This is a genomic window from Vibrio sp. Isolate30 (genome assembly GCF_022397975.1).
GTDB classification, from domain to species: Bacteria; Pseudomonadota; Gammaproteobacteria; order Enterobacterales; family Vibrionaceae; genus Vibrio; species Vibrio fortis.
The window spans coordinates 195,280-216,646 of sequence record NZ_JAKEUS010000006.1; the positions used below are offsets into that span (position 1 = coordinate 195,280).

Annotated in this window: 20 protein-coding genes; 11 read left to right on the plus strand and 9 right to left on the minus strand. The window is 47.0% G+C overall.

Annotated elements, in window-relative coordinates:
• The first annotated feature begins 4 nt into the window (after nt 1-4).
• Complete coding sequence (locus L1D60_RS15765) at nt 5-1,390, plus strand: class II fumarate hydratase (protein WP_239841952.1); 1,386 nt, start codon at nt 5-7, stop codon at nt 1,388-1,390.
• A gap of 68 nt (nt 1,391-1,458) precedes the next feature.
• Here the strand turns inward: L1D60_RS15765 and L1D60_RS15770 are convergent, their stop codons facing one another.
• Entirely contained in the window at nt 1,459-4,890 is a 3,432-nt protein-coding gene (locus L1D60_RS15770) for a PAS domain-containing hybrid sensor histidine kinase/response regulator (protein WP_239841953.1), read from the minus strand.
• A gap of 109 nt (nt 4,891-4,999) precedes the next feature.
• The gene (locus L1D60_RS15775; RefSeq protein ID WP_239841954.1) at nt 5,000-6,187 is read right to left on the minus strand and encodes a 3-phenylpropionate MFS transporter; all 1,188 of its coding nucleotides are present in this window, start codon (nt 6,185-6,187) and stop codon (nt 5,000-5,002) included.
• Nucleotides 6,188-6,398: 211 nt separating this feature from the next.
• On the opposite strand from L1D60_RS15775, the gene L1D60_RS15780 reads away from it, so the two are divergent.
• From L1D60_RS15780 to fis, 10 genes are all read left to right on the plus strand, one after another.
• A complete protein-coding gene (locus L1D60_RS15780; RefSeq protein WP_239841955.1) occupies nt 6,399-8,225 on the plus strand; it encodes a DUF294 nucleotidyltransferase-like domain-containing protein in 1,827 nt (608 codons plus the stop codon).
• A 6-nt stretch (nt 8,226-8,231) separates the two neighbouring features.
• Nucleotides 8,232-8,864, plus strand: a complete 633-nt coding sequence (locus L1D60_RS15785) for a 3'-5' exonuclease (RefSeq protein WP_239841956.1) — start codon at nt 8,232-8,234, stop codon at nt 8,862-8,864.
• Between the two features lie 219 nt (nt 8,865-9,083).
• The gene (acs, locus tag L1D60_RS15790; RefSeq protein WP_239841957.1) at nt 9,084-11,033 is read left to right on the plus strand and encodes an acetate--CoA ligase; all 1,950 of its coding nucleotides are present in this window, start codon (nt 9,084-9,086) and stop codon (nt 11,031-11,033) included.
• 341 nt (nt 11,034-11,374) lie between these two features.
• Entirely contained in the window at nt 11,375-11,824 is a 450-nt protein-coding gene (gene aroQ / locus L1D60_RS15795) for a type II 3-dehydroquinate dehydratase (RefSeq protein ID WP_239841958.1), read from the plus strand.
• Between the two features lie 74 nt (nt 11,825-11,898).
• Nucleotides 11,899-12,366: an acetyl-CoA carboxylase biotin carboxyl carrier protein gene (gene accB, locus L1D60_RS15800; RefSeq protein ID WP_239841959.1), complete on the plus strand. Its 468-nt coding sequence runs from the start codon at nt 11,899-11,901 to the stop codon at nt 12,364-12,366.
• 15 nt (nt 12,367-12,381) lie between these two features.
• The gene (accC, locus tag L1D60_RS15805; RefSeq protein ID WP_152469412.1) at nt 12,382-13,725 is read left to right on the plus strand and encodes an acetyl-CoA carboxylase biotin carboxylase subunit; all 1,344 of its coding nucleotides are present in this window, start codon (nt 12,382-12,384) and stop codon (nt 13,723-13,725) included.
• Between the two features lie 203 nt (nt 13,726-13,928).
• Nucleotides 13,929-15,302 carry a DUF4397 domain-containing protein gene (locus tag L1D60_RS15810; RefSeq protein WP_239841960.1) on the plus strand — a complete coding sequence of 458 codons (1,374 nt, stop codon included), beginning with the start codon at nt 13,929-13,931 and terminating at the stop codon, nt 15,300-15,302.
• A 153-nt stretch (nt 15,303-15,455) separates the two neighbouring features.
• A complete protein-coding gene (prmA, locus tag L1D60_RS15815; RefSeq protein ID WP_150893190.1) occupies nt 15,456-16,343 on the plus strand; it encodes a 50S ribosomal protein L11 methyltransferase in 888 nt (295 codons plus the stop codon).
• A gap of 139 nt (nt 16,344-16,482) precedes the next feature.
• Nucleotides 16,483-17,451, plus strand: coding sequence for a tRNA dihydrouridine synthase DusB (dusB, locus tag L1D60_RS15820; RefSeq protein ID WP_172974252.1), 969 nt, complete (start codon nt 16,483-16,485; stop codon nt 17,449-17,451).
• Nucleotides 17,452-17,474: 23 nt separating this feature from the next.
• Nucleotides 17,475-17,771 carry a DNA-binding transcriptional regulator Fis gene (gene fis / locus L1D60_RS15825; protein ID WP_004729744.1) on the plus strand — a complete coding sequence of 99 codons (297 nt, stop codon included), beginning with the start codon at nt 17,475-17,477 and terminating at the stop codon, nt 17,769-17,771.
• Between the two features lie 271 nt (nt 17,772-18,042).
• On the opposite strand, the gene L1D60_RS15830 is transcribed toward fis, so the two are convergent.
• The 7 genes from L1D60_RS15830 to L1D60_RS15860 form a co-directional block, all read right to left on the minus strand.
• A complete protein-coding gene (locus L1D60_RS15830) occupies nt 18,043-18,219 on the minus strand; it encodes a hypothetical protein (protein ID WP_239841961.1) in 177 nt (58 codons plus the stop codon).
• 163 nt (nt 18,220-18,382) lie between these two features.
• Nucleotides 18,383-18,592 (minus strand): hypothetical protein, encoded by a 210-nt coding sequence (locus L1D60_RS15835; RefSeq protein ID WP_239841962.1) that lies wholly within the window; start codon nt 18,590-18,592, stop codon nt 18,383-18,385.
• Nucleotides 18,592-18,798: a hypothetical protein gene (locus L1D60_RS15840; RefSeq protein WP_239841963.1), complete on the minus strand. Its 207-nt coding sequence runs from the start codon at nt 18,796-18,798 to the stop codon at nt 18,592-18,594. Before L1D60_RS15840 ends, L1D60_RS15835 begins: the two co-directional genes overlap by 1 nt.
• Entirely contained in the window at nt 18,782-19,084 is a 303-nt protein-coding gene (locus L1D60_RS15845; RefSeq protein WP_239841964.1) for a hypothetical protein, read from the minus strand. Before L1D60_RS15845 ends, L1D60_RS15840 begins: the two co-directional genes overlap by 17 nt.
• Nucleotides 19,085-19,321, minus strand: coding sequence for a hypothetical protein (locus L1D60_RS15850; RefSeq protein ID WP_239841965.1), 237 nt, complete (start codon nt 19,319-19,321; stop codon nt 19,085-19,087).
• Between the two features lie 50 nt (nt 19,322-19,371).
• Nucleotides 19,372-20,364, minus strand: coding sequence for a hypothetical protein (locus tag L1D60_RS15855; protein ID WP_239841966.1), 993 nt, complete (start codon nt 20,362-20,364; stop codon nt 19,372-19,374).
• A gap of 24 nt (nt 20,365-20,388) precedes the next feature.
• Complete coding sequence (locus L1D60_RS15860) at nt 20,389-20,931, minus strand: hypothetical protein (RefSeq protein ID WP_239841967.1); 543 nt, start codon at nt 20,929-20,931, stop codon at nt 20,389-20,391.
• Nucleotides 20,932-21,367: the final 436 nt, after the last annotated feature.

Genomic DNA, 21,367 nt, shown 5'->3' on the forward strand with positions numbered 1-21,367 from the left:
CAACATGACCCAAGAATTTCGAATCGAAAAAGACAGCATGGGTGAAGTAAAAGTACCAGCCAATGCACTTTACCAAGCACAAACCCAGCGCGCCGCTGATAACTTCTCTTTCAGTTCGCACACAATGCCTGCAAGCTTCATTCAAGCACTCGCTTTCATCAAACAGGCTGCAGCTAACACCAATGCACAATTGGGTCATCTTGAGGGTGATATTGCTCATGCGATTATCGATGCGAGCCAAGAGATCATCGATGGCCAACACCTTGAGCAGTTCCCTGTGGATGTTTACCAAACCGGTTCAGGCACCAGTTCCAATATGAATGCCAATGAAGTTATCGCAACGTTGGCTTCACGCGCACTGCAAGGCGATGTTAGCCCGAATGACCACGTGAATATGGGGCAAAGCAGTAACGATGTTGTACCGACAGCAATCCAAGTCAGCGTGGCACTAACGGTAGAGAAGCAGCTACTGCCAGCCCTTGCACACTTATCAGACGTGTTAGCCACCAAACAGATGCAGGTTGCCGATGTGGTGAAGACAGGCCGCACTCACCTAATGGATGCCATGCCAATCACCCTCTCTCAGGAATTAGGTGGTTGGAAATTCCAAATTGACCATGCAAAACAAGGCATTGAATCGAGCTTGGAGGCAGTAAAAGCACTCGCTCAGGGTGGAACGGCCGTCGGCACCGGGATCAACGCCGATCCACGATTTGCTGATGCCTTCGCGCACAACCTATCTCAAACAACGAAACTGCAATTCAGTTCGAGCGAAAACTTCTTCTTCAATCTGAGTAGCCAAGATGCGATCGTTGCGCTGTCTGGACAGCTTAAAACGGCAGCAGTTGCGATCATGAAGATCGCAAACGATCTTCGTTGGATGAACTCTGGTCCATTGGCGGGTCTTGGCGAAATTGAACTACAAGCTCTGCAGCCAGGCTCCTCTATCATGCCGGGCAAGGTAAACCCTGTGATTCCAGAAGCAGCAGCAATGGCGGCAGCACAGGTGATTGGCAACGACACCACCATCACAGTCGCAGGTCAATCTGGCAACTTCCAACTCAATGTGATGCTACCTGTCATTGCACACAATGTGCTTGAGAGCATCGAACTGCTGAGCAACAGCTCGGTGGCACTGGCAGATAAAGCCGTAGCCACCTTCACCGTTCGTCAAGACAACCTTGATGAAGCCTTAGCGAAGAACCCAATTCTAGTGACAGCGCTCAACCCAGTTATTGGTTACCTAAAAGCCGCAGACATCGCCAAAAAGGCGTATAAAGAAGGTCTACCAATCTTAGATGTAGCGGAGCGTGAAACCGATATTCCACGTGAAGAACTAGCGAGCTTATTGAACCCAAGCCAGCTGACTAAAGGCGGGATTGCAGGCTGATTAAGCCCAATAAAAAAGCGAAGCCGACAGTTGGCTTCGCTTTTGGCCTACTATGATCCAAATACTAATTAAGCGACACGATTGAGCACAGCCCTGAGTTTCAGTGGCTTAACTGGCTTGGCAATAAAACTAAAACCATGCGCTTTGATTGCCGCTAACATGTCATCAGTACGATCAGCACTGATAATCACCCCTTCGAAGCTATCACCCAACCTCAAGCGACATTGCTGCAGAACTTCGAGGCCAGTGCGCCCGTTATCGAGTCGATAGTCCGAGAAGATCACGTCCGGTTGCCAACTGTCTTCCAGACACTTCAAGCTTTCGACCAGATCACCCGCAGTTCGCACATCGCATCCCCAGCGACCAATCAGATTCTCCATACCGACTAGAATGTCACGCTCGTTATCCACACACAGAATTTTCAGTTGCGCTATCTCGCTGTTGACGGTCGGTGCCGCAACTTGCGGTGCAGCCACTACCTTCTCAGCCCGTGGCAAGGTAATCGAGAACACGCTGCCCTCATCCGGCCAAGATCGCATCGATATTTCATGTCCAAGGACGTGTGCGATCCCTTTTGAAATCGCCAAGCCTAGCCCTAGCCCTTGATCTGAACGCACTTGGCTACCACGAGTGAACTCTTCAAAGATCTCTTGCTGCTTATCTTCATCGATACCAGTGCCGTTATCCCACACATCGATGCGCACTCGACCATTCACGCGCCGTGCACCCAACACAACTTTACCACTGGGGTTATAACGGAAGGCATTGGTCAAAAAGTTCTGAATCACGCGACGCAGCAGTTTCGGATCCGACTGAATAAACAGCGATGATGGCACCATATGGAAATCGATATTTTGTTGCCCTGCCAAAGCGCTAAATTCTGCGTTGAGATTGGACAAAACATCATTGATCGCGAAGCCATGAACGTTGGTTTCTAGCTTGCCGGACTCGAGGCGCGAGATATCAAGCAGGTCACCAATCAAGTCCTCTGCCGCACCCAGCGCACTTTCGATATGCGAAGAGAGTTGCTTAACCTCTTGCTCTTTTGCTACCTCAGATAGCGATGAAGCGAACAAACGTGCCGCATTCAATGGCTGCATCAAGTCGTGACTCACAGCGGCCAAAAAGCGCGACTTGGATTGTGATTCCTGCTCTGATACTTGCGTTGCTTTCACCAAACGTTGGTTGAGCTTTTCGAGCTCTTGCGTACGCTCGTGGACGCGACTTTCTAGACTTTCGTTGGCGTCTTTCAGCGCCTGCTCCGCTTGTCTAAACACCGTGATGTCGGTAAAGCTCATCACAAACCCACCACTTGGCATCGGGTTACCTTGCACTTCGATTACTCTGCCATCTGGTCTCACTCGTGAAGAGGTATGACGGGTGCCTTGCTCAAGGTGGAAGATGCGTCGCTTAACGTGGTCTTCCGGATCGCCCGGCCCACACAAGCCTTGTTCGGCATTGTGTCGAATCACATCGGCTATTGGCCTGCCGACCTGAATCAGTCCGCTAGGGAATACAAACAACTCAAGATAACGCTGGTTCCACGCCACTAAACGTAATTGTTGATCAACTACCGCAATGCCTTGACCGATGTGTTCAATGGCCCCTTGCAACAACCCACGACTGAAATCATACAGTTCAGAGGCTTCATCAACGATGGTCGCGACCTCTTCGAGCTGCATGTTTCTTCCCTGCAGAGCAGAAGTAAGTACTAACTTAGCTGAAGAGGCTCCAAACACACCGGCGAGCACACGTTCAGCATGTCGGATCAAACTGGCGGGAGACTGCTGGTTGGGCAGCAATGGCCGACCTTGCTGCTGCCAATACGCCTGAAAGGCACTTTTCGCACGCTTGCGTCCCACAAAGCGTGAGGCGAGCATCTCTAGCTCAGCAACCGTTACACGGCTCTGGTAAAGGCTCATGTTTTCGTTTTCAGGTAACGGCGCACCAACGAATGCCGCCGATTGTAAGCGCTCACTTAGGCTTGGCCTTGTCGACAGAGATATCACCACATAACAGAGTGTGTTCACGGTAATACTGAGCACGATACCCCAGTTAGAGCTACTCACATCCCAGTTAGCCAGTAGGTCAGGTGGCGTGATAAGCCAGAGCAGTAAATTACTCTCCTGATCGCCTGCCAACATACTGGTTTGGCTCATTAAAGTGATCAACCAAATCAGAGAGCCGAACAGCAAACCAACATAAACACCTTTGCGGTTACCCAGTCGCCAGTACATGCCACCAATCAGTGCAGGTGCAAATTGTGCGATGGCAGCAAACGAGAGAAAACCTATCGCAGAGAGTGAGTGGATACTATCTAATGCTTGATAAAATCCCCACGCACCTAACAACAACAGTAAAATTAATGCGCGACGAATCACCAGCAGCAATCCAGAGAAGTGTCTGTGAGTACGCTGAGTCAGTCGCATACGACGCAGCAATAACGGCATCACCAAGTCATTAGACACCATAATCGCCAGTGCAATCGTAGAAACGATCACCATGCCACTCGCTGCTGAAGTACCACCAAGGAATGCCAGCAAAGCAATATTGTTGGCCCCTTCAGCCATTGGCAGACTGATCACATAGGTATCCGCGGGCATGCCCGTCAGTAACCCTTGGCCTGCCCACGCAATCGGCAGCACAAACAGCCCCATCAGGATCAGGTAAACAGGGAATAACCAACGCGCAGTATGCAGATCTTGTGGCCTTTCATTCTCTACCACCATGGTATGGAACTGTCGTGGCAGACACACAATCGCCAGCATGGTCAGCACAGTATGAATAATAAGGGTGGGAATATTGGGTGATTCATAGGTCTGCGCAGCGACCTCCAGCAAGTCAATCTTATCGCTGCTGGTTGCGACATAAATGATAAACAGCCCGACAATTAAGAAAGCCACCAGCTTGACGATCGATTCAAACGCGACCGCCATCATCATCCCACGGTGGTGTTCGGTGTTATCGATATGGCGCGTACCAAACAACATCGTAAAGATGGCTAAGGCACCCACCACAAACCAAGAAACGTGGTAATCCTGATAACCAAAATCTTGCGCCAGACTCGGAGCAACAATATCGAGCCCCATGGTGATACCACGCAATTGCAAGGCGATATATGGAAGAATCCCCACCACGGCGATGATGGTTACGGTCACCGCAAGTCCTTGTGACTTGCCATAACGAGCCGCAATGAAGTCGGCGATCGAGGTGATATGTTCACGCTTGGCTATAACAATCAGCCGCGCCAATATCCGCCAACACAAAGTAAAAACAAGAATCGGGGCAATATAGATAGGAAGAAAAGACCAAGGGTTATTACTGGCTTGCCCCACGGTGCCGTAGAAGGTCCACGAGGTACAGTAAACTGCAATAGACAGACTGTAGATCCAAGGTCGCCAACGCGATAACCAACGCGTTTGTCGATCTCCATACCAAGCAATTAAAAACAGCACGCCCAAATAGGCGAGTGAGACGGGGATTACGATCCATCCTTGCATTGCGAACCCTTTTCTTCCATAAAAAAACCTCTCCATAAGGGAGAGGTTTCATTTAACTCGCTAAGAGTAATCAACACAATCAGGTCGATTAATTTCTGTGCTTTAGACTCTAATTCTCTGCTTTAGCTGGAGTCACGTCCAATTCGACATCAACCACTGAACTGCGTTCATCAAGTTTAATAAACAGAGCAAATACACCCATTGCCGCCATCACCCAGAAAATATTTGCGCCCCACAGCTCATAACCCCAACCACTTAAAGTAGTCATCAACGCGATAAAGGCACCAAGTGGGATCGCATTATAGAGAGCTTGCAATGCCACCATCTTATTCTCTTCTTCCGATTGGATGTATTGGATCGCCGCAATATGCGCCATCGCGAACGTAACACCATGTAGCAACTGTACGAGTACCAGTCCTAAAATATCAGTTGTTGATGCGGTGATACCCCAACGTGCAATCACGCCCAACGCAGCAATAACAAATAATGTTCTAAGCGCCATGCCTGAGAAAAGTCGTTTACTTAAAGCAAACACCCCCACTTCAGCAACCACCCCTAAACTCCATAAATAGCCAATGATGGCTTCAGAGTGGCCCGCTTCTTTCCAATAAATCGCACTAAAACTGTAGTAAGCAGCATGACTGCCCTGTAGCAGCGCCATTAAAGCAAGGAACTTCATGACCGAGCGCTCACGCATCAAAGCTCCCAACTTCGGACGCACTTGATGTTGTTCAGATTGCGTCACTGGCATCAAATTTGGATTTCGCATTGCCAGTATCAGAGAGACAAACACACCTGCCAATGCCGTATACAAGATCATATCAGTGCCAAATTGCGCGACCAGATAACCAACTACCGTCGAACCAGCAATAAACGCAATCGACCCCCAGAGTCGTGTGCGGCCGTAATCCAACACCTTAAGTCGGCTATAGTAGTTAGCCATGGCGTCGGATAACGGAACCACTGGCCCACAACAGAGGTTAAACAAGATGGTCGCTAGTAGCATTAGTAGGAAGCTACCACCGGTAAAGAAATGAAACGCTACAAAAATCAACGCCGCTAAACTGAGCCAGCGCAGCGCAGGCATTAAGTGCTCCGCTTTATGTACACGTGGTGTAATCAAGAGGTTCGCCACACATCGCGTCGCAAAACCCACACCGATCAACACACCAATATCGCCTGCTGAAACCCCTTGGTCTTCAAACCATAATGCCCAAAACGGCAGATACACACCGTAAGCGAAAAAGAAACCAATGAAATACTGAGATATCCACCCATAAGGGGAAGGGTTAAACATATATATACCTATAAAAACGATTGCAGAGAGGCAGCGGAGATTATGCCTCTCCAGAATCATATGAAAAAGGGAATAATTGCTGCTTTGAGTTTCCGTGTTATCTATCACTGCATCCGGCATCAAAATTACACGTTTAGACTAAAGTCGTCTGGAGCTTCAGTGAGTTTTTGTCAGACTTAACTTTAGGTTCTTCACTCTATCTGCGACGCTTATGCCTGATAAATTTAATATGCAGCACCCACCCTTCGATAGCTTATCTGAGGCTGAACAACTGACCCTACGTTCTGCGCTCGACGTGGTTTACTATCGTGCTCAAGAAACCATTCTCGAAGCGGATCGTCCAAGCCACCATCTGCATATTTTAATCAAAGGTGCTGTGGAGGAGCGTGCTAGCCAAAATGGGGAAATTTACGCCCACTATGCGAACGACGATATCTTTGATGTACGCAGCCAATTTGAACCTCACACTAAACACCAATACATCGCGCTAGAAGATACCCTCAGCTATCTGCTTCCGACCGACGTGTTCCTTGAGCTCTACAATGCCAATGGCCAGTTTGCGGCCTACTTTGATAACAACCTCGCCAAGCGTAAAGAACTCATAGAAGCCGCTAAACAGCAGCAAAACTTGGCTGAATTTATCTTAACCAAAGTCGACGATTCGATTTATCACCCACCTCTGATCCTAGAGCCTAATCAACCTATCAATGAAGTAACCAAAACCCTTAAAGAACAAGGGCTCGACTCGGCTTTAGTTCATTTAGCCTATGATGATCCAAAAGCTTTTGGATCATCATGTACCTTACCCTATTCTATCGTCACACGAACCAACTTATTGCACGCTGTGATGCTTGAGGATTATCCCCTTGATGCCCCTGTGGGTGAGATAGCAACCTTCCCAGTTTTGCATGTTAATGATGGTGATTTTCTGTTTAACGCCATGATTAATATGACGCGTAATCGAGTAAAAAGGGTCATGGTTTGTGATGGGCAAGAAGCGGTTGGCATGCTCGATATGACGCAAATTTTGAGTGCATTTTCGACTCACTCGCACGTACTGACGCTACGAATTGCGCGCGCCACCAGCATCGAAGAGTTGGCCATGGCTTCCAACAAACAGCGTCAATTGGTTGAGAGCCTAATCAGCAATGGTATTCGAACGCGCTTCATCATGGAGCTTATTTCTGCAGTTAACGAGCAGATCATCGAAAAAGCCTTTGAGTTGATTTTGCCTCCTGCGCTGCAGAATCACTGTTGCCTAATTGTGCTCGGCTCTGAGGGGCGCGGAGAACAGATACTCAAAACCGACCAAGACAACGCGCTGATCATTCAAGACGGTTTAGAGTGGCATCACTGTGAAGAGGTCATGGCTGAGCTCACTCATACCTTGCAACAGCTAGGCTACCCGCTCTGCCCGGGCAATGTGATGGTGAACAATCCGAAGTGGGTGCATTCACAACAAGGTTGGAAAGAAACCCTCTCGCAATGGGTGAAGAAAGCCACTCCCGATACAGTCATGGACATTGCTATCATGGCAGACGCCCATGCGGTGGCGGGCAATCGAGAGCTACTGCAACCCGTTAAAGATCACTTTAGAGATTTAATGGTGGGGCAAGAACTCATCCTCACCGAATTCTGTCGCCCTGCCCTTAACTTCTCTGTTCCACTATCTCTGTTTGGTAATGTGAAGGCGTCAAAATCAGGCTTAGATATTAAGCAGGGAGGCATTTTCCCTATCGTTCATGGCGTGAGAGCACTCAGCCTTGAACATGGTATTAGCGTCAACAACACCTTCGAACGCATCGAAGCGCTAGTCCAAAAGAATGTTCTAGAACAAAGCACCGCTGACAACCTCAGTGAGGCTCTCAAGCAATTCTTTAAGTGGCGTTTGTCCCAACGTTTATCGCAGCAACACAGCAGCAACAAACTCGACGTCAAACTCATGGAGCGCGCAGACCGAGACCTACTCAGACACAGCTTGCATGTCGTGAAGAAGTTTAAACAGTGGTTGGGCTATCACTACCAAATTAGGGACTAGATCACCATGAACCGATTAGTGCGCTATTACTGGTATCGAAAGCTCAGAGGTTCTCCCTATCAGGAGCTCTTCACCACTAATTCTGGGCAAGAGTTAGTGTCTCTTGATTGTGAAACCACCAGCCTCGATCCTAATCAAGCAGAGCTGGTCTCGATCGCAGCCACCAAAATCGTCGGGAATCGAATCATTACCAGCCAGCCGTTTGAGGTCAGATTAAGAGCGCCTCAATCTTTAGATTCTAACTCGATAAAAATCCATCGAATCCGCCATCAAGACCTCAAACATGGGGTCGAAGAGAAACAGGCCATCAGCGCCCTGCTCGACTTCATCGGCAATCGACCTTTGGTCGGCTACCACATCCGTTATGACAAAAAAATTCTCGATAAAGCGTGTTTAAAACATTTTGGCTTTCCGATGCCTAATCTCTTAGTAGAAGTCAGTCAGCTCTATCAAGAAAAGCTCGAAAAGCATCTACCTAATGCCTATTTCGACCTAAGCCTCGATACCATCTGTCGTCAACTCGACCTACCGCTGCCCACCAATAAACACGATGCATTACAAGACGCTATCTCGGCTGCACTGATATTTGTTCGTCTACAACATGGCGACTTACCGCGCTTTAACTCCTCTTATTCATAAATCAACACGCGTAAATAGTTGAAACGATCCAACTCTCAAAAAAACACTTAACTCGCTATTTTTTAAGTAGAAACACGCTTCTCATCCTAAAGTCTAATTGTGGAAATGGCTCTGCTAGCCGACAGTGATAGCACAACGACAGTCCACTGACTTGACTTAGAAACTGAACATAAAGGAAGTTGCCAATTCATTAGGAATGTAGGCACAAGGAGAGATGCAATGAGTGAAGCACACGTTTATCCGGTAAAAGAAAACATCAAAGCAAATACACACGCGGATAATGACACTTACCTAGCCATGTACCAACAATCTGTTTCTGACCCTGAAGGCTTCTGGGGCGAGCATGGAAAAATCGTAGATTGGATTAAGCCTTTCACCCAAGTGAAAAGCACTTCATTTGACCCTGGCCACATCGACATTCGCTGGTTTGAAGACGGCACACTCAACGTGTCTGCTAACTGTATTGACCGCCACCTTGCTGAGCGCGGTGATGACGTCGCAATCATCTGGGAAGGCGACGATCCAGCTGACGACAAGACTCTAACCTTCAACGAACTGCACAAAGAAGTCTGTGAATTCTCTAACGCTCTTAAAGAGCAAGGCGTACAAAAAGGCGACGTAGTGTGTCTGTACATGCCAATGGTGCCAGAAGCGGCGGTTGCAATGCTTGCTTGTACGCGTATCGGTGCAGTTCATACTGTGGTATTTGGTGGTTTCTCACCAGAAGCACTATCTGGTCGTATTATCGATTCCGATTCTAAAATCGTAATCACCGCAGATGAAGGTGTTCGTGGCGGCCGTGCCGTTCCTCTTAAGAAAAATGTCGATGAAGCTCTGACTAACCCAGAAGTAAAAACGATTCAGAAAGTTATCGTCATGAAACGCACTGGTGGTGATATTGATTGGCACGAGCATCGTGACGTTTGGTGGCATGAAGCAACGGCAAACGTATCCTCAGAGTGCCCACCAGAAGAGATGAAAGCAGAGGACCCTCTATTCATTCTCTACACATCTGGCTCTACAGGTAAACCTAAAGGTGTTCTACACACCACCGGTGGCTACCTTGTGTATGCAGCAATGACATTCAAATACGTATTTGACTACCAAGAAGGCGAAACCTTCTGGTGTACCGCGGATGTAGGTTGGATCACTGGTCACACCTACCTAATCTACGGCCCACTGGCTAACGGCGCTAAGACAATCCTATTTGAGGGCGTGCCAAACTACCCGAATACTAGCCGTATGAGTGAAGTGGTTGATAAGCACCAAGTCAACATCCTATACACCGCACCAACAGCGATTCGTGCTCTGATGGCGAAAGGTAACGAAGCGGTTGAAGGCACAACACGTAGCAGCCTACGTATTATGGGCTCGGTAGGTGAACCAATTAACCCAGAAGCGTGGGAGTGGTACTACAAAACAATTGGTAACGAGAACTCTCCGATTGTTGATACATGGTGGCAAACCGAAACGGGCGGTATCTTGATCGCTCCTCTACCGGGTGCAACGGATCTAAAACCAGGTTCAGCGACTCGCCCATTCTTTGGCGTTCAACCTGCGCTGGTCGATAACATGGGCAACATCATTGAAGGCGCAACCGACGGTAACCTAGTGATTCTAGATTCTTGGCCTGGTCAAATGCGTACTGTTTATGGCGACCATGAGCGCTTCGAGCAAACTTACTTCTCAACCTTTAAAGGTATGTACTTCACCAGTGACGGTGCTCGTCGTGATGAAGATGGCTACTACTGGATCACAGGTCGTGTCGATGACGTTCTAAACGTATCAGGTCACCGTATGGGTACTGCAGAGATTGAATCAGCGTTAGTTGCATTCGATAAGATCGCAGAGGCAGCGATTGTGGGTATCCCTCACGATATCAAAGGCCAAGCAATCTACGCTTACATCACCCTAAACGACGGTGAATTCCCAACAGCCGAACTTCATAAAGAGGTGAAAGACTGGGTGCGTAAAGAGATTGGTCCGATTGCAACTCCAGATGTACTGCACTGGACAGACTCTCTACCGAAAACACGTTCTGGTAAGATCATGCGTCGTATCCTACGTAAGATTGCAACAGGTGATACAGGCAACCTTGGTGATACGTCAACGCTTGCGGACCCGAGCGTGGTTGACAAGCTAATCGCAGAAAAAGCTGAGCTTGCATAAACCGAAGATAAACAGCCCTAACTTGGGCATGTTTACCTGATATGTTTAAAACACCCCCATATGTAAACCGTCACCTGTGTGGCGGTTTTTTTATGCCTGATCTTGATCTCAAATATCCCGCTTTAAATTAAGGCTTCTCCCGTTTTTTGTTAACTTGGTAACAATTCTGGACCATTACATTAGGAGATTAGACCAGTAAATTGCTGCGATTTGCGCTGAATTAGCTATAATCTGGTTCTAATTTTTAAAATCGGTCGTTTTAGCTCTAGCAAAACGGCATGATTTGTAAATAAAATGGGACATTCACACTCGTCGTCACGATAAAGGAAGATAGCCCCACGATGTCTACAAAGTTTCGCATTCTAGTTTTAAATGGCCCAAACCTTAACCTTTTAGGCCTAAGAGAGCCTGCTCATTATGGTTCTCAAACACTTGACCAGATAATTAACGGTCTTAAAGAGCAAGCGAAAACGCAGGACGTTGAGCTATCTCACTTACAGTCAAATCGTGAGTACGAGCTAATTGAAGCCATTCACGGTGCATTCCAAAACATTGATTTTATTATTATCAATCCAGCGGCGTTCACACACACAAGTGTGGCACTGCGCGATGCACTGCTTGGCGTAGCAATCCCTTTTATTGAGGTGCACCTTTCGAATGTTCACGCGCGTGAACCATTTAGGCACCACTCTTACCTCTCAGACAAAGCCGAAGGGGTAATTTGTGGCTTAGGTGCACAAGGCTACCAATTTGCTTTGACCGCTGCGATCAACAAGCTTCAGTCAAAGTAACGAACATAACCGAACTAATAGACACCAGCTCCAGTCATAGAGCATGGTTAATTAACAAATAAGAGAAAGAAACGATGGATATTCGCAAAATCAAAAAGCTGATCGAATTGGTTGAAGAGTCTGGTATCGCAGAACTAGAAATCTCTGAAGGTGAAGAGTCAGTACGCATCAGCCGTAACGGCACTGCACCAGTAGCAGCACCAGTTCAATACGCAGCAGCGCCAGCACCTGTAGCAGCTCCGGCTCCTGCAGCGGCTCCAGCAGCAGCGGCGGCTCCAGAAACAGCTGAAGCTCCAGCAGCGGTAACTGGTCACCAAGTTCTTTCTCCAATGGTTGGTACTTTCTACAGCGCACCAAGCCCAGACGCAAAACCATTCGTTAAAGTTGGTCAACAAGTTAACGCTGGCGACACACTATGTATCGTTGAAGCGATGAAGATGATGAACCAAATCGAAGCGGACAAATCTGGTGTTGTAACTGCAATCCTAGTTGAAGACGGCCAACCAGTTGAGTTCGACCAAGCTCTAGTAATTATCGAATAATAGAGAAGCCTCATTATGTTAGATAAATTAGTAATCGCGAACCGTGGTGAAATTGCACTGCGTATTCTGCGAGCATGTAAAGAGCTAGGCATTAAAACGGTAGCTGTTCACTCAACAGCTGACCGTGACCTTAAGCACGTACTGCTTGCAGATGAAACTATCTGTATCGGTCCTGCTCGTGGTATCGATAGCTACCTGAACATCCCTCGCATCATTAGTGCGGCAGAGGTAACAGGCGCTGTTGCTATCCACCCAGGCTACGGCTTCCTATCTGAAAACGCAGACTTTGCTGAGCAAGTTGAACAAAGCGGTTTCATCTTCGTAGGCCCTAAAGCTGAAACTATCCGAATCATGGGTGATAAAGTTTCTGCAATCACGGCAATGAAGAAAGCTGGCGTACCTTGTGTACCTGGTTCTGACGGCCCACTAAACGACGACGAAGCAACCAACAAAGCTCACGCTAAGCGTATTGGCTACCCAGTAATCATCAAAGCATCTGGTGGCGGCGGCGGTCGTGGTATGCGTGTTGTTCGTTCTGAGAAAGAGCTAACTGAAGCTATCGCAATGACACGTGCTGAAGCAAAAGCATGTTTCAACAACGATATGGTTTACATGGAAAAATTCCTAGAAAACCCACGTCACGTTGAAGTGCAAGTGATTGCTGATGGTCAAGGTGGTGCTATCCACCTTGGTGAGCGTGACTGTTCTATGCAGCGTCGTCACCAGAAGGTTGTTGAAGAAGCGCCAGCACCAGGTATTACTGCAGAGATGCGTAAGTACATTGGTGAGCGTTGTACTCGTGCTTGTCTTGAGATTGGCTACCGTGGTGCAGGTACTTTCGAGTTCCTATACGAAAACGGCGAGTTCTACTTCATTGAGATGAACACACGTATTCAAGTAGAGCACCCAGTAACTGAGATGGTAACTGGCGTTGACCTAATCAAAGAGCAACTGCGTGTTGCTGCGGGTCAACCTCTGTCTTTCACTCAAGATGACATCAAGATCAGCGGTCACGCTATCGAGTGTCGTATCAATGCGGAAGACCCAGAGAAGTTCCTACCTTCACCAGGTAAGATCGAGCGTTTCCACGCGCCAGGCGGTATGGGCGTACGTTGGGATTCTCACATCTACACGGGTTACACAGTACCACCTCACTACGATTCAATGATTGGTAAACTAATCACTTACGGTGAGAACCGCGATGTCGCGATCTCTCGTATGAAGAACGCTCTAGGTGAGATGATTGTAGAAGGCATCAAAGTGAACATCCCTCTACAAGAGTCGATCATGAATGACGAGAACTTCCAACACGGTGGTGCAAACATCCACTACCTAGAGAAGAAACTTGGTCTTCAATAATCGGTTCATATAAGAACACAGTAAAATGCCCACCTCGGTGGGCATTTTTATTTTTAATAATTTTATAAATACAACTCACTGAAAAAACGAAATTAAATAGGTCAAATTCACATTTGGGCCTCTACTCTTCCCCAATATTACTGATCCTTTGTTCAAACAAGTCGTAGATCTGTGTGATGTAAAAATCACCTGGAGACAAGACAATGAAACTGATTAGAACTATTGCAATTGCGACCGCTCTTAGCGCAACGCTAGTAGGTTGTGATGACGACGACCCAAACTATATCTCAGCAGCAGACTCCTCTTACCTTCGCGTTTTCCATGCTGCTCCTGATGCACCTAAAGTCAACGTACTTCTTGATGGTCAACCGGCTCTACAGAACGTTGATTATCAACAGTCTTCTGGACAAATCCCTGTTCCTTTCGGTACTCACACAGTACAAGTTGATGCCATTCTCGCTGATGGCACTACCACCACTGTCGTTCCCGAAACCAGTCTCGACCTAATGGCGGGCCAGGAGTACAACGTGGTTGCCACAGGGAAAGTCGGCGACAACACGTTTGGACCACAAATCATAGCCAGGGACTACATGGTTCCGACCGATGCCCGAGTTCAAGTGATGCACTCAGCTCCTGATGCGCCCACTGTGGATGTGTTCATCACCGCTCCCAATGCTGACCTGACAACAGCATCCCCCTTCGCCAACGATGTTTCCTTTCTCGGCGTGACCGATCCAATGAACGTTCCGGCAGCTACTTACCAAGTGCGTATCACCGATCCATCTGACCCAACCCAAGTATTTTACGACTCGGGGACGATAGTGGTTCCTGCTGGCGCAGACTGGTTCGTCGCAGCCACCAATAACACCATGGCTGGTGAGTCGCCAGTCGCTCTGTTAGTAGACACCGGCAGCAGCTCATTGACCGTTCAAGACATCAATAGTGGTGCTGATATCCGCGTAGTACACACAATTTCAGATGCCCCTGGTGTTGATGTATGGGTGAATGGCACGGCACCTATCAGCGGATCGCCCCTGTTTAACCTAATGTATAAAGATAAAACAGATTATCTAGCACTTGATGCTGCATCGACAGACTTTGCAGTTGCTGTTAACGGCAGCAGCCCTGTCAGCATCGTCAGTGCCCTTGGGCTAACAGCTTCACTTGCAGAGAATACAACCTACACCGCTTTAGCTATCGGCAACCTTGCAGATGGACTAAGCAATGATGAGCTTTATGTCGTGGAAGATGATGTAAGAAGAATCGCAACGGAAGCAAAACTACGAGCGATTCACGCCTCGACCTTGGCAGGTGTGGTCGACATTTATGTCAGTGCAGACGCGACTCCAAGTTCTGACGACGTCATTTTGGAAGACATTCCTTATAAAGGTGACAGCGGTTTGCTACCCGTGATGCCGGGTACGGTATACATCATGATTACGCCAGCTAACACGCCTAGTACAGTCGCTATCGGGCCTGTAATGCTCAATCTCACTGGCGGCTCTATCACAACGCTTGTTGCGATTGATGACCCCGTCGCACCCACCAGCGTATCCGCAATCAGTTTAGATGACTAATGACGAATTCAGCTTTCCACTAACCCAGTGCTCACCGCGAACACTGGGTTTGTTTATATCTGGAACGATGGTTTTAATAGAGGGTAATCGCTCATTAAATCTGCTAAACTCTGCGCCCAATTCATTTTCAACCAATGTTAAGAGCACATACCCATGCCTTGGATTCAAATCAAGCTTAATGCGACCAACGAAAATGCCGAACAGATCGGCGACATGTTGATGGAAGAGACTGGCGCTCTTTCTGTCACTTTCCTTGATGCACAAGATACCCCTGTATTTGAGCCTCTGCCGGGTGAGACGCGACTTTGGGGTGATACGGATATCCTAGCTCTATACGACGCTGAAATTGATACCAGCGCCGTTCTAGCACAAATCAAAGCAAGCAACATGTTCCCTGCTGATTTCGCTCACAAAGTCGAGCAGATCGAAGACAAAGACTGGGAGCGTGAATGGATGGACAACTTCCACCCAATGAAATTCGGTGAGCGCCTATGGATCTGCCCAAGCTGGCGTGACATCCCGGAACCGGACGCAGTAAACGTAATGCTTGACCCAGGTCTTGCATTTGGTACCGGTACGCACCCAACAACGGCACTGTGTTTAGAGTGGTTGGAAGGCCTCGATCTATCTGGTAAGACAGTGATCGACTTCGGTTGTGGCTCTGGCATCCTAGCGATCGCAGCGATCAAACTAGGCGCAGCAAAAGTCATCGGGATCGACATTGATCCTCAAGCACTACTTGCATCAAAAGACAATGCCGAGCGCAATGGCGTTGCTGACCAACTGGAAGTGTTCCTTCCTCAAGATCAGCCAGAAGGCCTTATTGCTGATGTCGTGGTTGCGAACATCCTTGCAGGCCCACTACGTGAACTTTCAGGCATCATTAAGGGTCTAGTAAAAGAAGACGGTGTATTAGCGATGTCGGGTGTTTTAGATACACAAGCAGAAGACGTTGCGACTTATTACCGTGATGAGCTTCACATTGATCCGATTATCGAGCAGCAAGAGTGGTGTCGAATCTCTGGTCGCAAGCAAGGCTAGATAAGACTTTGAGCGCTAATTGACTGAATTTTATGCAAATTACAAAAACAAATTGTAAATGCTCAAATATTAGTCTTTTCACGCAGCAAAAAAATGCGTAAAATGCGCGCCCTTGCTGGTACAGAACTGTGATGACGTTTTGAAAATCGGAAATTATCAACTTAAGAACAATCTAATCGTCGCCCCAATGGCTGGCGTAACGGATAGACCATTCCGTGAGTTGTGTCTTCGCTATGGAGCGGGGATGGCAGTCAGTGAAATGATGTCCTCCAATCCAAAGGTTTGGAAAACGTCAAAGTCTCAGCAGCGTATGGTACATGAAGGCGAATCGGGCATTCGTTCAGTGCAAATCGCTGGTGCAGATCCACAGCTTATGGCCGAAGCTGCGCAATTCAACGTTGAGAACGGTGCTCAAATCATCGATATCAACATGGGTTGTCCAGCCAAAAAAGTGAATAAGAAGCTTGCGGGCTCCGCACTACTGCAATACCCAGATCTTATTGAAGAGATCTTGAAGGCTGTAGTAAATGCGGTTGACGTTCCAGTAACGTTAAAAACTCGTACAGGCTGGGACACAGATAACAGAAACTGTGTCCAAATCGCTAAAATAGCCGAAAACTGCGGCATTCAAGCGCTTGCCCTTCACGGGAGAACTCGCGCTTGTATGTACAAAGGTGAGGCCGAATACAAACACATTAAAGCGGCGAAACAAGCTGTCTCTATACCGGTTATCGCTAACGGTGATATCGATAGCCCAGAGAAAGCGAAGTTTGTGCTGGAGTACACCGGTGCTGACGCTTTGATGATTGGCCGTCCTGCCCAAGGACGTCCTTGGATTTTCCAGGAAATCCACCACTATTTGGAAAACGGCACCACGATGGACCCACTCCCGACTTCGGAAGTGAAGGACATCATGCTTGGTCATGTTCACGCTCTGCATGAGTTTTATGGAGAGTTTTTAGGCCCGCGCATTGCTCGTAAGCATGTGGGTTGGTACCTAAAAGAACACGAACAAGCGAGTGAGTTTCGCCGTACCTTCAACGCACTCGAAGCAGGTGATCTGCAGCTTGAGGCGTTAGAAGGTTATTTTGATAACGTTGCACCATAATTACGAGAAGAGCTAGACCGAATATGTTCGAACAAAATCTGACTTCAGAAGCATTGACAGTGACTACAGTAACATCACAAGACCAAATCACGCAAAAACCACTACGTGATTCAGTGAAAGCATCATTGAAAAACTACCTTGCTCAATTAAACGGTCAAGAAGTCAGCGAGTTATACGAACTAGTATTAGCTGAAGTTGAACAGCCACTACTAGACACCATCATGCAGTACACTCGCGGTAACCAAACTCGCGCAGCAACTATGATGGGTATCAACCGCGGTACTCTTCGCAAGAAACTTAAAAAATACGGCATGAACTAGAAACAACTAGTTAACCGATTGATAGCAAAGGGGATTATTCTTAATTGAATAGCCCCTTTTTGTTTTGAACCCACAAATTAACCCACGCGCAAATTTCCACCAGTTGTTTTCACCCTAAATTTAAATCATGTGAAAAATATGGGGAAAAAAACGCAAAAAAGTGGTGACACTTAGGACGTACGGACAAGCCATTGAAAATAAAGAGTTTTTACCTGACCTGACTTTGAATCATGTCCGGACTAGATAGGCCTAATGGTTAGGACAAAGCAATTTAGTTGTCGTTCTCTTGCTTTCGGATGGTTTGAAGAACTCTACGCGCTCGCTTCTTCACCACCTGATAAACAAGCGCTTTAGACGCTGGAGTCATGGGTTCACGGAAATTTGGATAGAATACTTCCCAACATTCAGCGCATAACGCGTCTACCAGTCTTTCGTCGCTCTCTCTCATAGCGTCACCTCATCACATGCCAATGTAAAAACGTCTTGTAGAAGTTGCATGGACTTGGTGAAGTCGTCGTCCACATGTTTTTTGTTGTATCTGGGGTTTAGTGCCGGCTTAATACTCTTTGACTTGCCCACCATAGACTTAATTAGCTCTCGCTTTGCTTCTCTCATTGCCCCGCCTCCACTAAGAAAATCACGCTTAATTGGTCGCTTGGATAGCTCTCTATGGCTTCCAGTTCATGTGTAGCTAGTGTGTTACGCATCGCTTCATCTTCTGACTGTCCACGCTTCACAGGTACTATGTAGGGCTTGTATGTGGATTTAATCTTACTCTCAAGTGATGCCAGTCTACGCTCGGTTATGGTTTGAGTTTTCATCACACCTCCTCATACAAGTTAGAGAATGAATTGTGCGTGCTAATGATGTCTTCTAGGGCTTTGCTGGGCTTGTTATTGGCTCTCATCCACTCATCCCATGTCATGCGCTTACCGGCACAAAAGAACTGTGAGAACGTAGGGAATTTGATATTTGAGGGGTTATTGAGTCGCTGCTCTATCTTGTTGATTCTACTCTCTAGATTCATTTAGCGACTCCTCAAGAGCTAGTATGCGCTGCTCAAACTCTGAAATCTCTTTCATCTTCAATTCTAGATATTGCCCGTCCAGTGAGTCGGCATCCGTCACTGGTTTTAGTGGTGGTGCAATACGTTTTAGGACTTCCACAATAGCCCACTGTTCACCGGCCTTAACTGCTTCACTCAATTGGCGTTTGGCGTCTGATATCGTGTTTTCATCAAGTATCTTGCTTAACTTTGACTTACCACGCCCACGACGTTTAGCCGGTTGGTTCTCACTGCTGAATTTTGCCATTTATGCCACCTTAAAAGCTTCTAAGGCTTTGACTAGGTTTGAAAATTCTTTTGTGGATGACTCTGCAATTACACCGTTTTCATTCAGTAGAGTGTAAACGTCACTTAGAGTAACAACCGCATCTTTGAACGGCTCTCGAACTGTTACGACTTCCTGAGCAAGTGTGAACCCGTTAAATTTCTTGATAGGTCGGTAATGCTTTTCGTTCACACAGATTGTTTCGATTTCAACTTGCATAAATACTCCTAACTTTGAGCCTTTTAATGTCATGCTCAGGACAGGTGACTCTAGACTTGAGAGGTAATGAATGCCACAGGTACATTCTCGCGCTCAAATCGACGAGTCCAGTTAGCAGCGTCTTCTAGTTCAGCGTTAGTAGGCGATTGACCAGCTACATTGATGTCATTCCAGTCATAACCAAACGGGTGAATAATAGGGCTTACACGTGACCACACAGCCTCTGAGCCGCCACCGTCAGCACTAGCCTCATCACGAGACACAGCAAGCGGATTTAGAGGCTTACCCATAGCAGCAGCCACAGCACCGTCGCCTAGTACGATTGACGTGTAAACAGGTGTTGCGCCTGAAGTGTCAACGGGTACGGTTGAATCAACCTGAACCGCTAGGCCACCATAAACAGGAATAACCATGTTTAGTTCTTCAATGCGACGGTACTCTAGTTTAAGTTCGCCGTTGCCCTTAGCATCCTTACAGATTTTGCCGAACACATCAGGGTGAACAACTAGCGTGCGCATTTGGTCTAGGTTCTCAGACAAGCCCACAGCAGCGTCTACAACTAAGTCATAATTCCAAGGAGCCGCAGAACCATCCTGAAGCATGTCACCGTTATGGTTTGCTACAGACTCTGCAAGGATACCTTTCAGTGTTGAGACAGTTCGCTTGTTGAATACTCGCGTCCAATAGCTATTGATACGGCCTCGAATCATGTTTGATGCGTTTGTACCCGATAGCTCATTTGCAAGGTCAATAGACGACCAACCGTTGTTTAGATTGGCAATGCGAGTTTTCATCTCTACAGCTTTCACACCGTGTGGAGTTGCACGACTCGCAATGTTGTCACTAGATAGGTTTGGATCAGTGTCTTCTAGGTCTTTCCACACAGGGATAGTTACCGACACACCGCCAGAACTCGCTTTAGACTGAATAAGGTCTGAAGTGACTACCGCGCCACTTTGAAACAAAGCAGAGCGTAGAATTGAATTTTCCTGAATGTAATCAACAAACTGTTCAGGTTGGATAAGGTCTTGTAATGTACTCATAATTAAATCTCTTTTCTTAATTTGCTATTTCCCAATACCGAATAATTGCGGATTGGCTTTAGATTTAACTCGGCTTGAGCTATGTGATTGTCCAGCAGCTCCACCGCGAGCTTCAGCCCCTGAACTTTTAGGTGCCTTCATAAACATTCCGTATTCTTCAACCATCAAGTCTCTAAGTTCTTTTACAGATAATTCGTTTCCGTCTTTATCAATGTATGCAAACTTGTTCTCTTTGATATCAATAGAAATGTGGTCTTTCAGCACTTGCTTGAATAACTTTTCAGCGTCGTGACCGTTAGCAACATCAATAAATGTGTTAACCATTTGGTCTTCGACGTGTTGTCTAAAGTTAGATGCCACAGTATCTAGTTCGGCTTGAACTTCGTGGCTTGCATCTGACTTAGCGCGTTTTTCTTTGAGAATGTTGTCTCGGTTCTCTTCCAACTTTGCTATTGAAACGTTAGCTTCATTTAGCTTTGCTTCTAGCTCTTCGTATGAAAGTTTCTGTTCTTGAGATGCTACTTCTGTTTCAGTATCAATCTCGGCTGGAGTTGTGTTGTCTGTCATTTGTACCACCTCAAAAAGTACCTAAAGAAAAGGGGCAACCCGTAAGTTGCCCCTCGTCTGCTGATGTTGAAAGAGTCAGGACTGGCAGGCAACGAGACCACTCTTTCAACACCTATTTTACTAAAAACTGTGAACGATATCACTCTTTTTATGCAATTAATTTGACAAATTACGAAAATAACCACCACAAAAACATCATTACCACCAGTTAAACCAGTTTCTTATTAATCACTCAACTTGAGCCGTTAAAATTCCGTATTTTTACGGTAGGGTTCATATGACGTTTAGAGTCTTGCAGTGCAAGGGTTAGATGTCCCAAACTTTTGGTAGGTCTTTTTATGGACTCTAAGAATTGCCCCATGACTTCCGAAAAGTAACTTCCACAGGTGGTGAGTTCGACACTGTTGTCGATGATGTGTCCAGATTTGGACGGAAT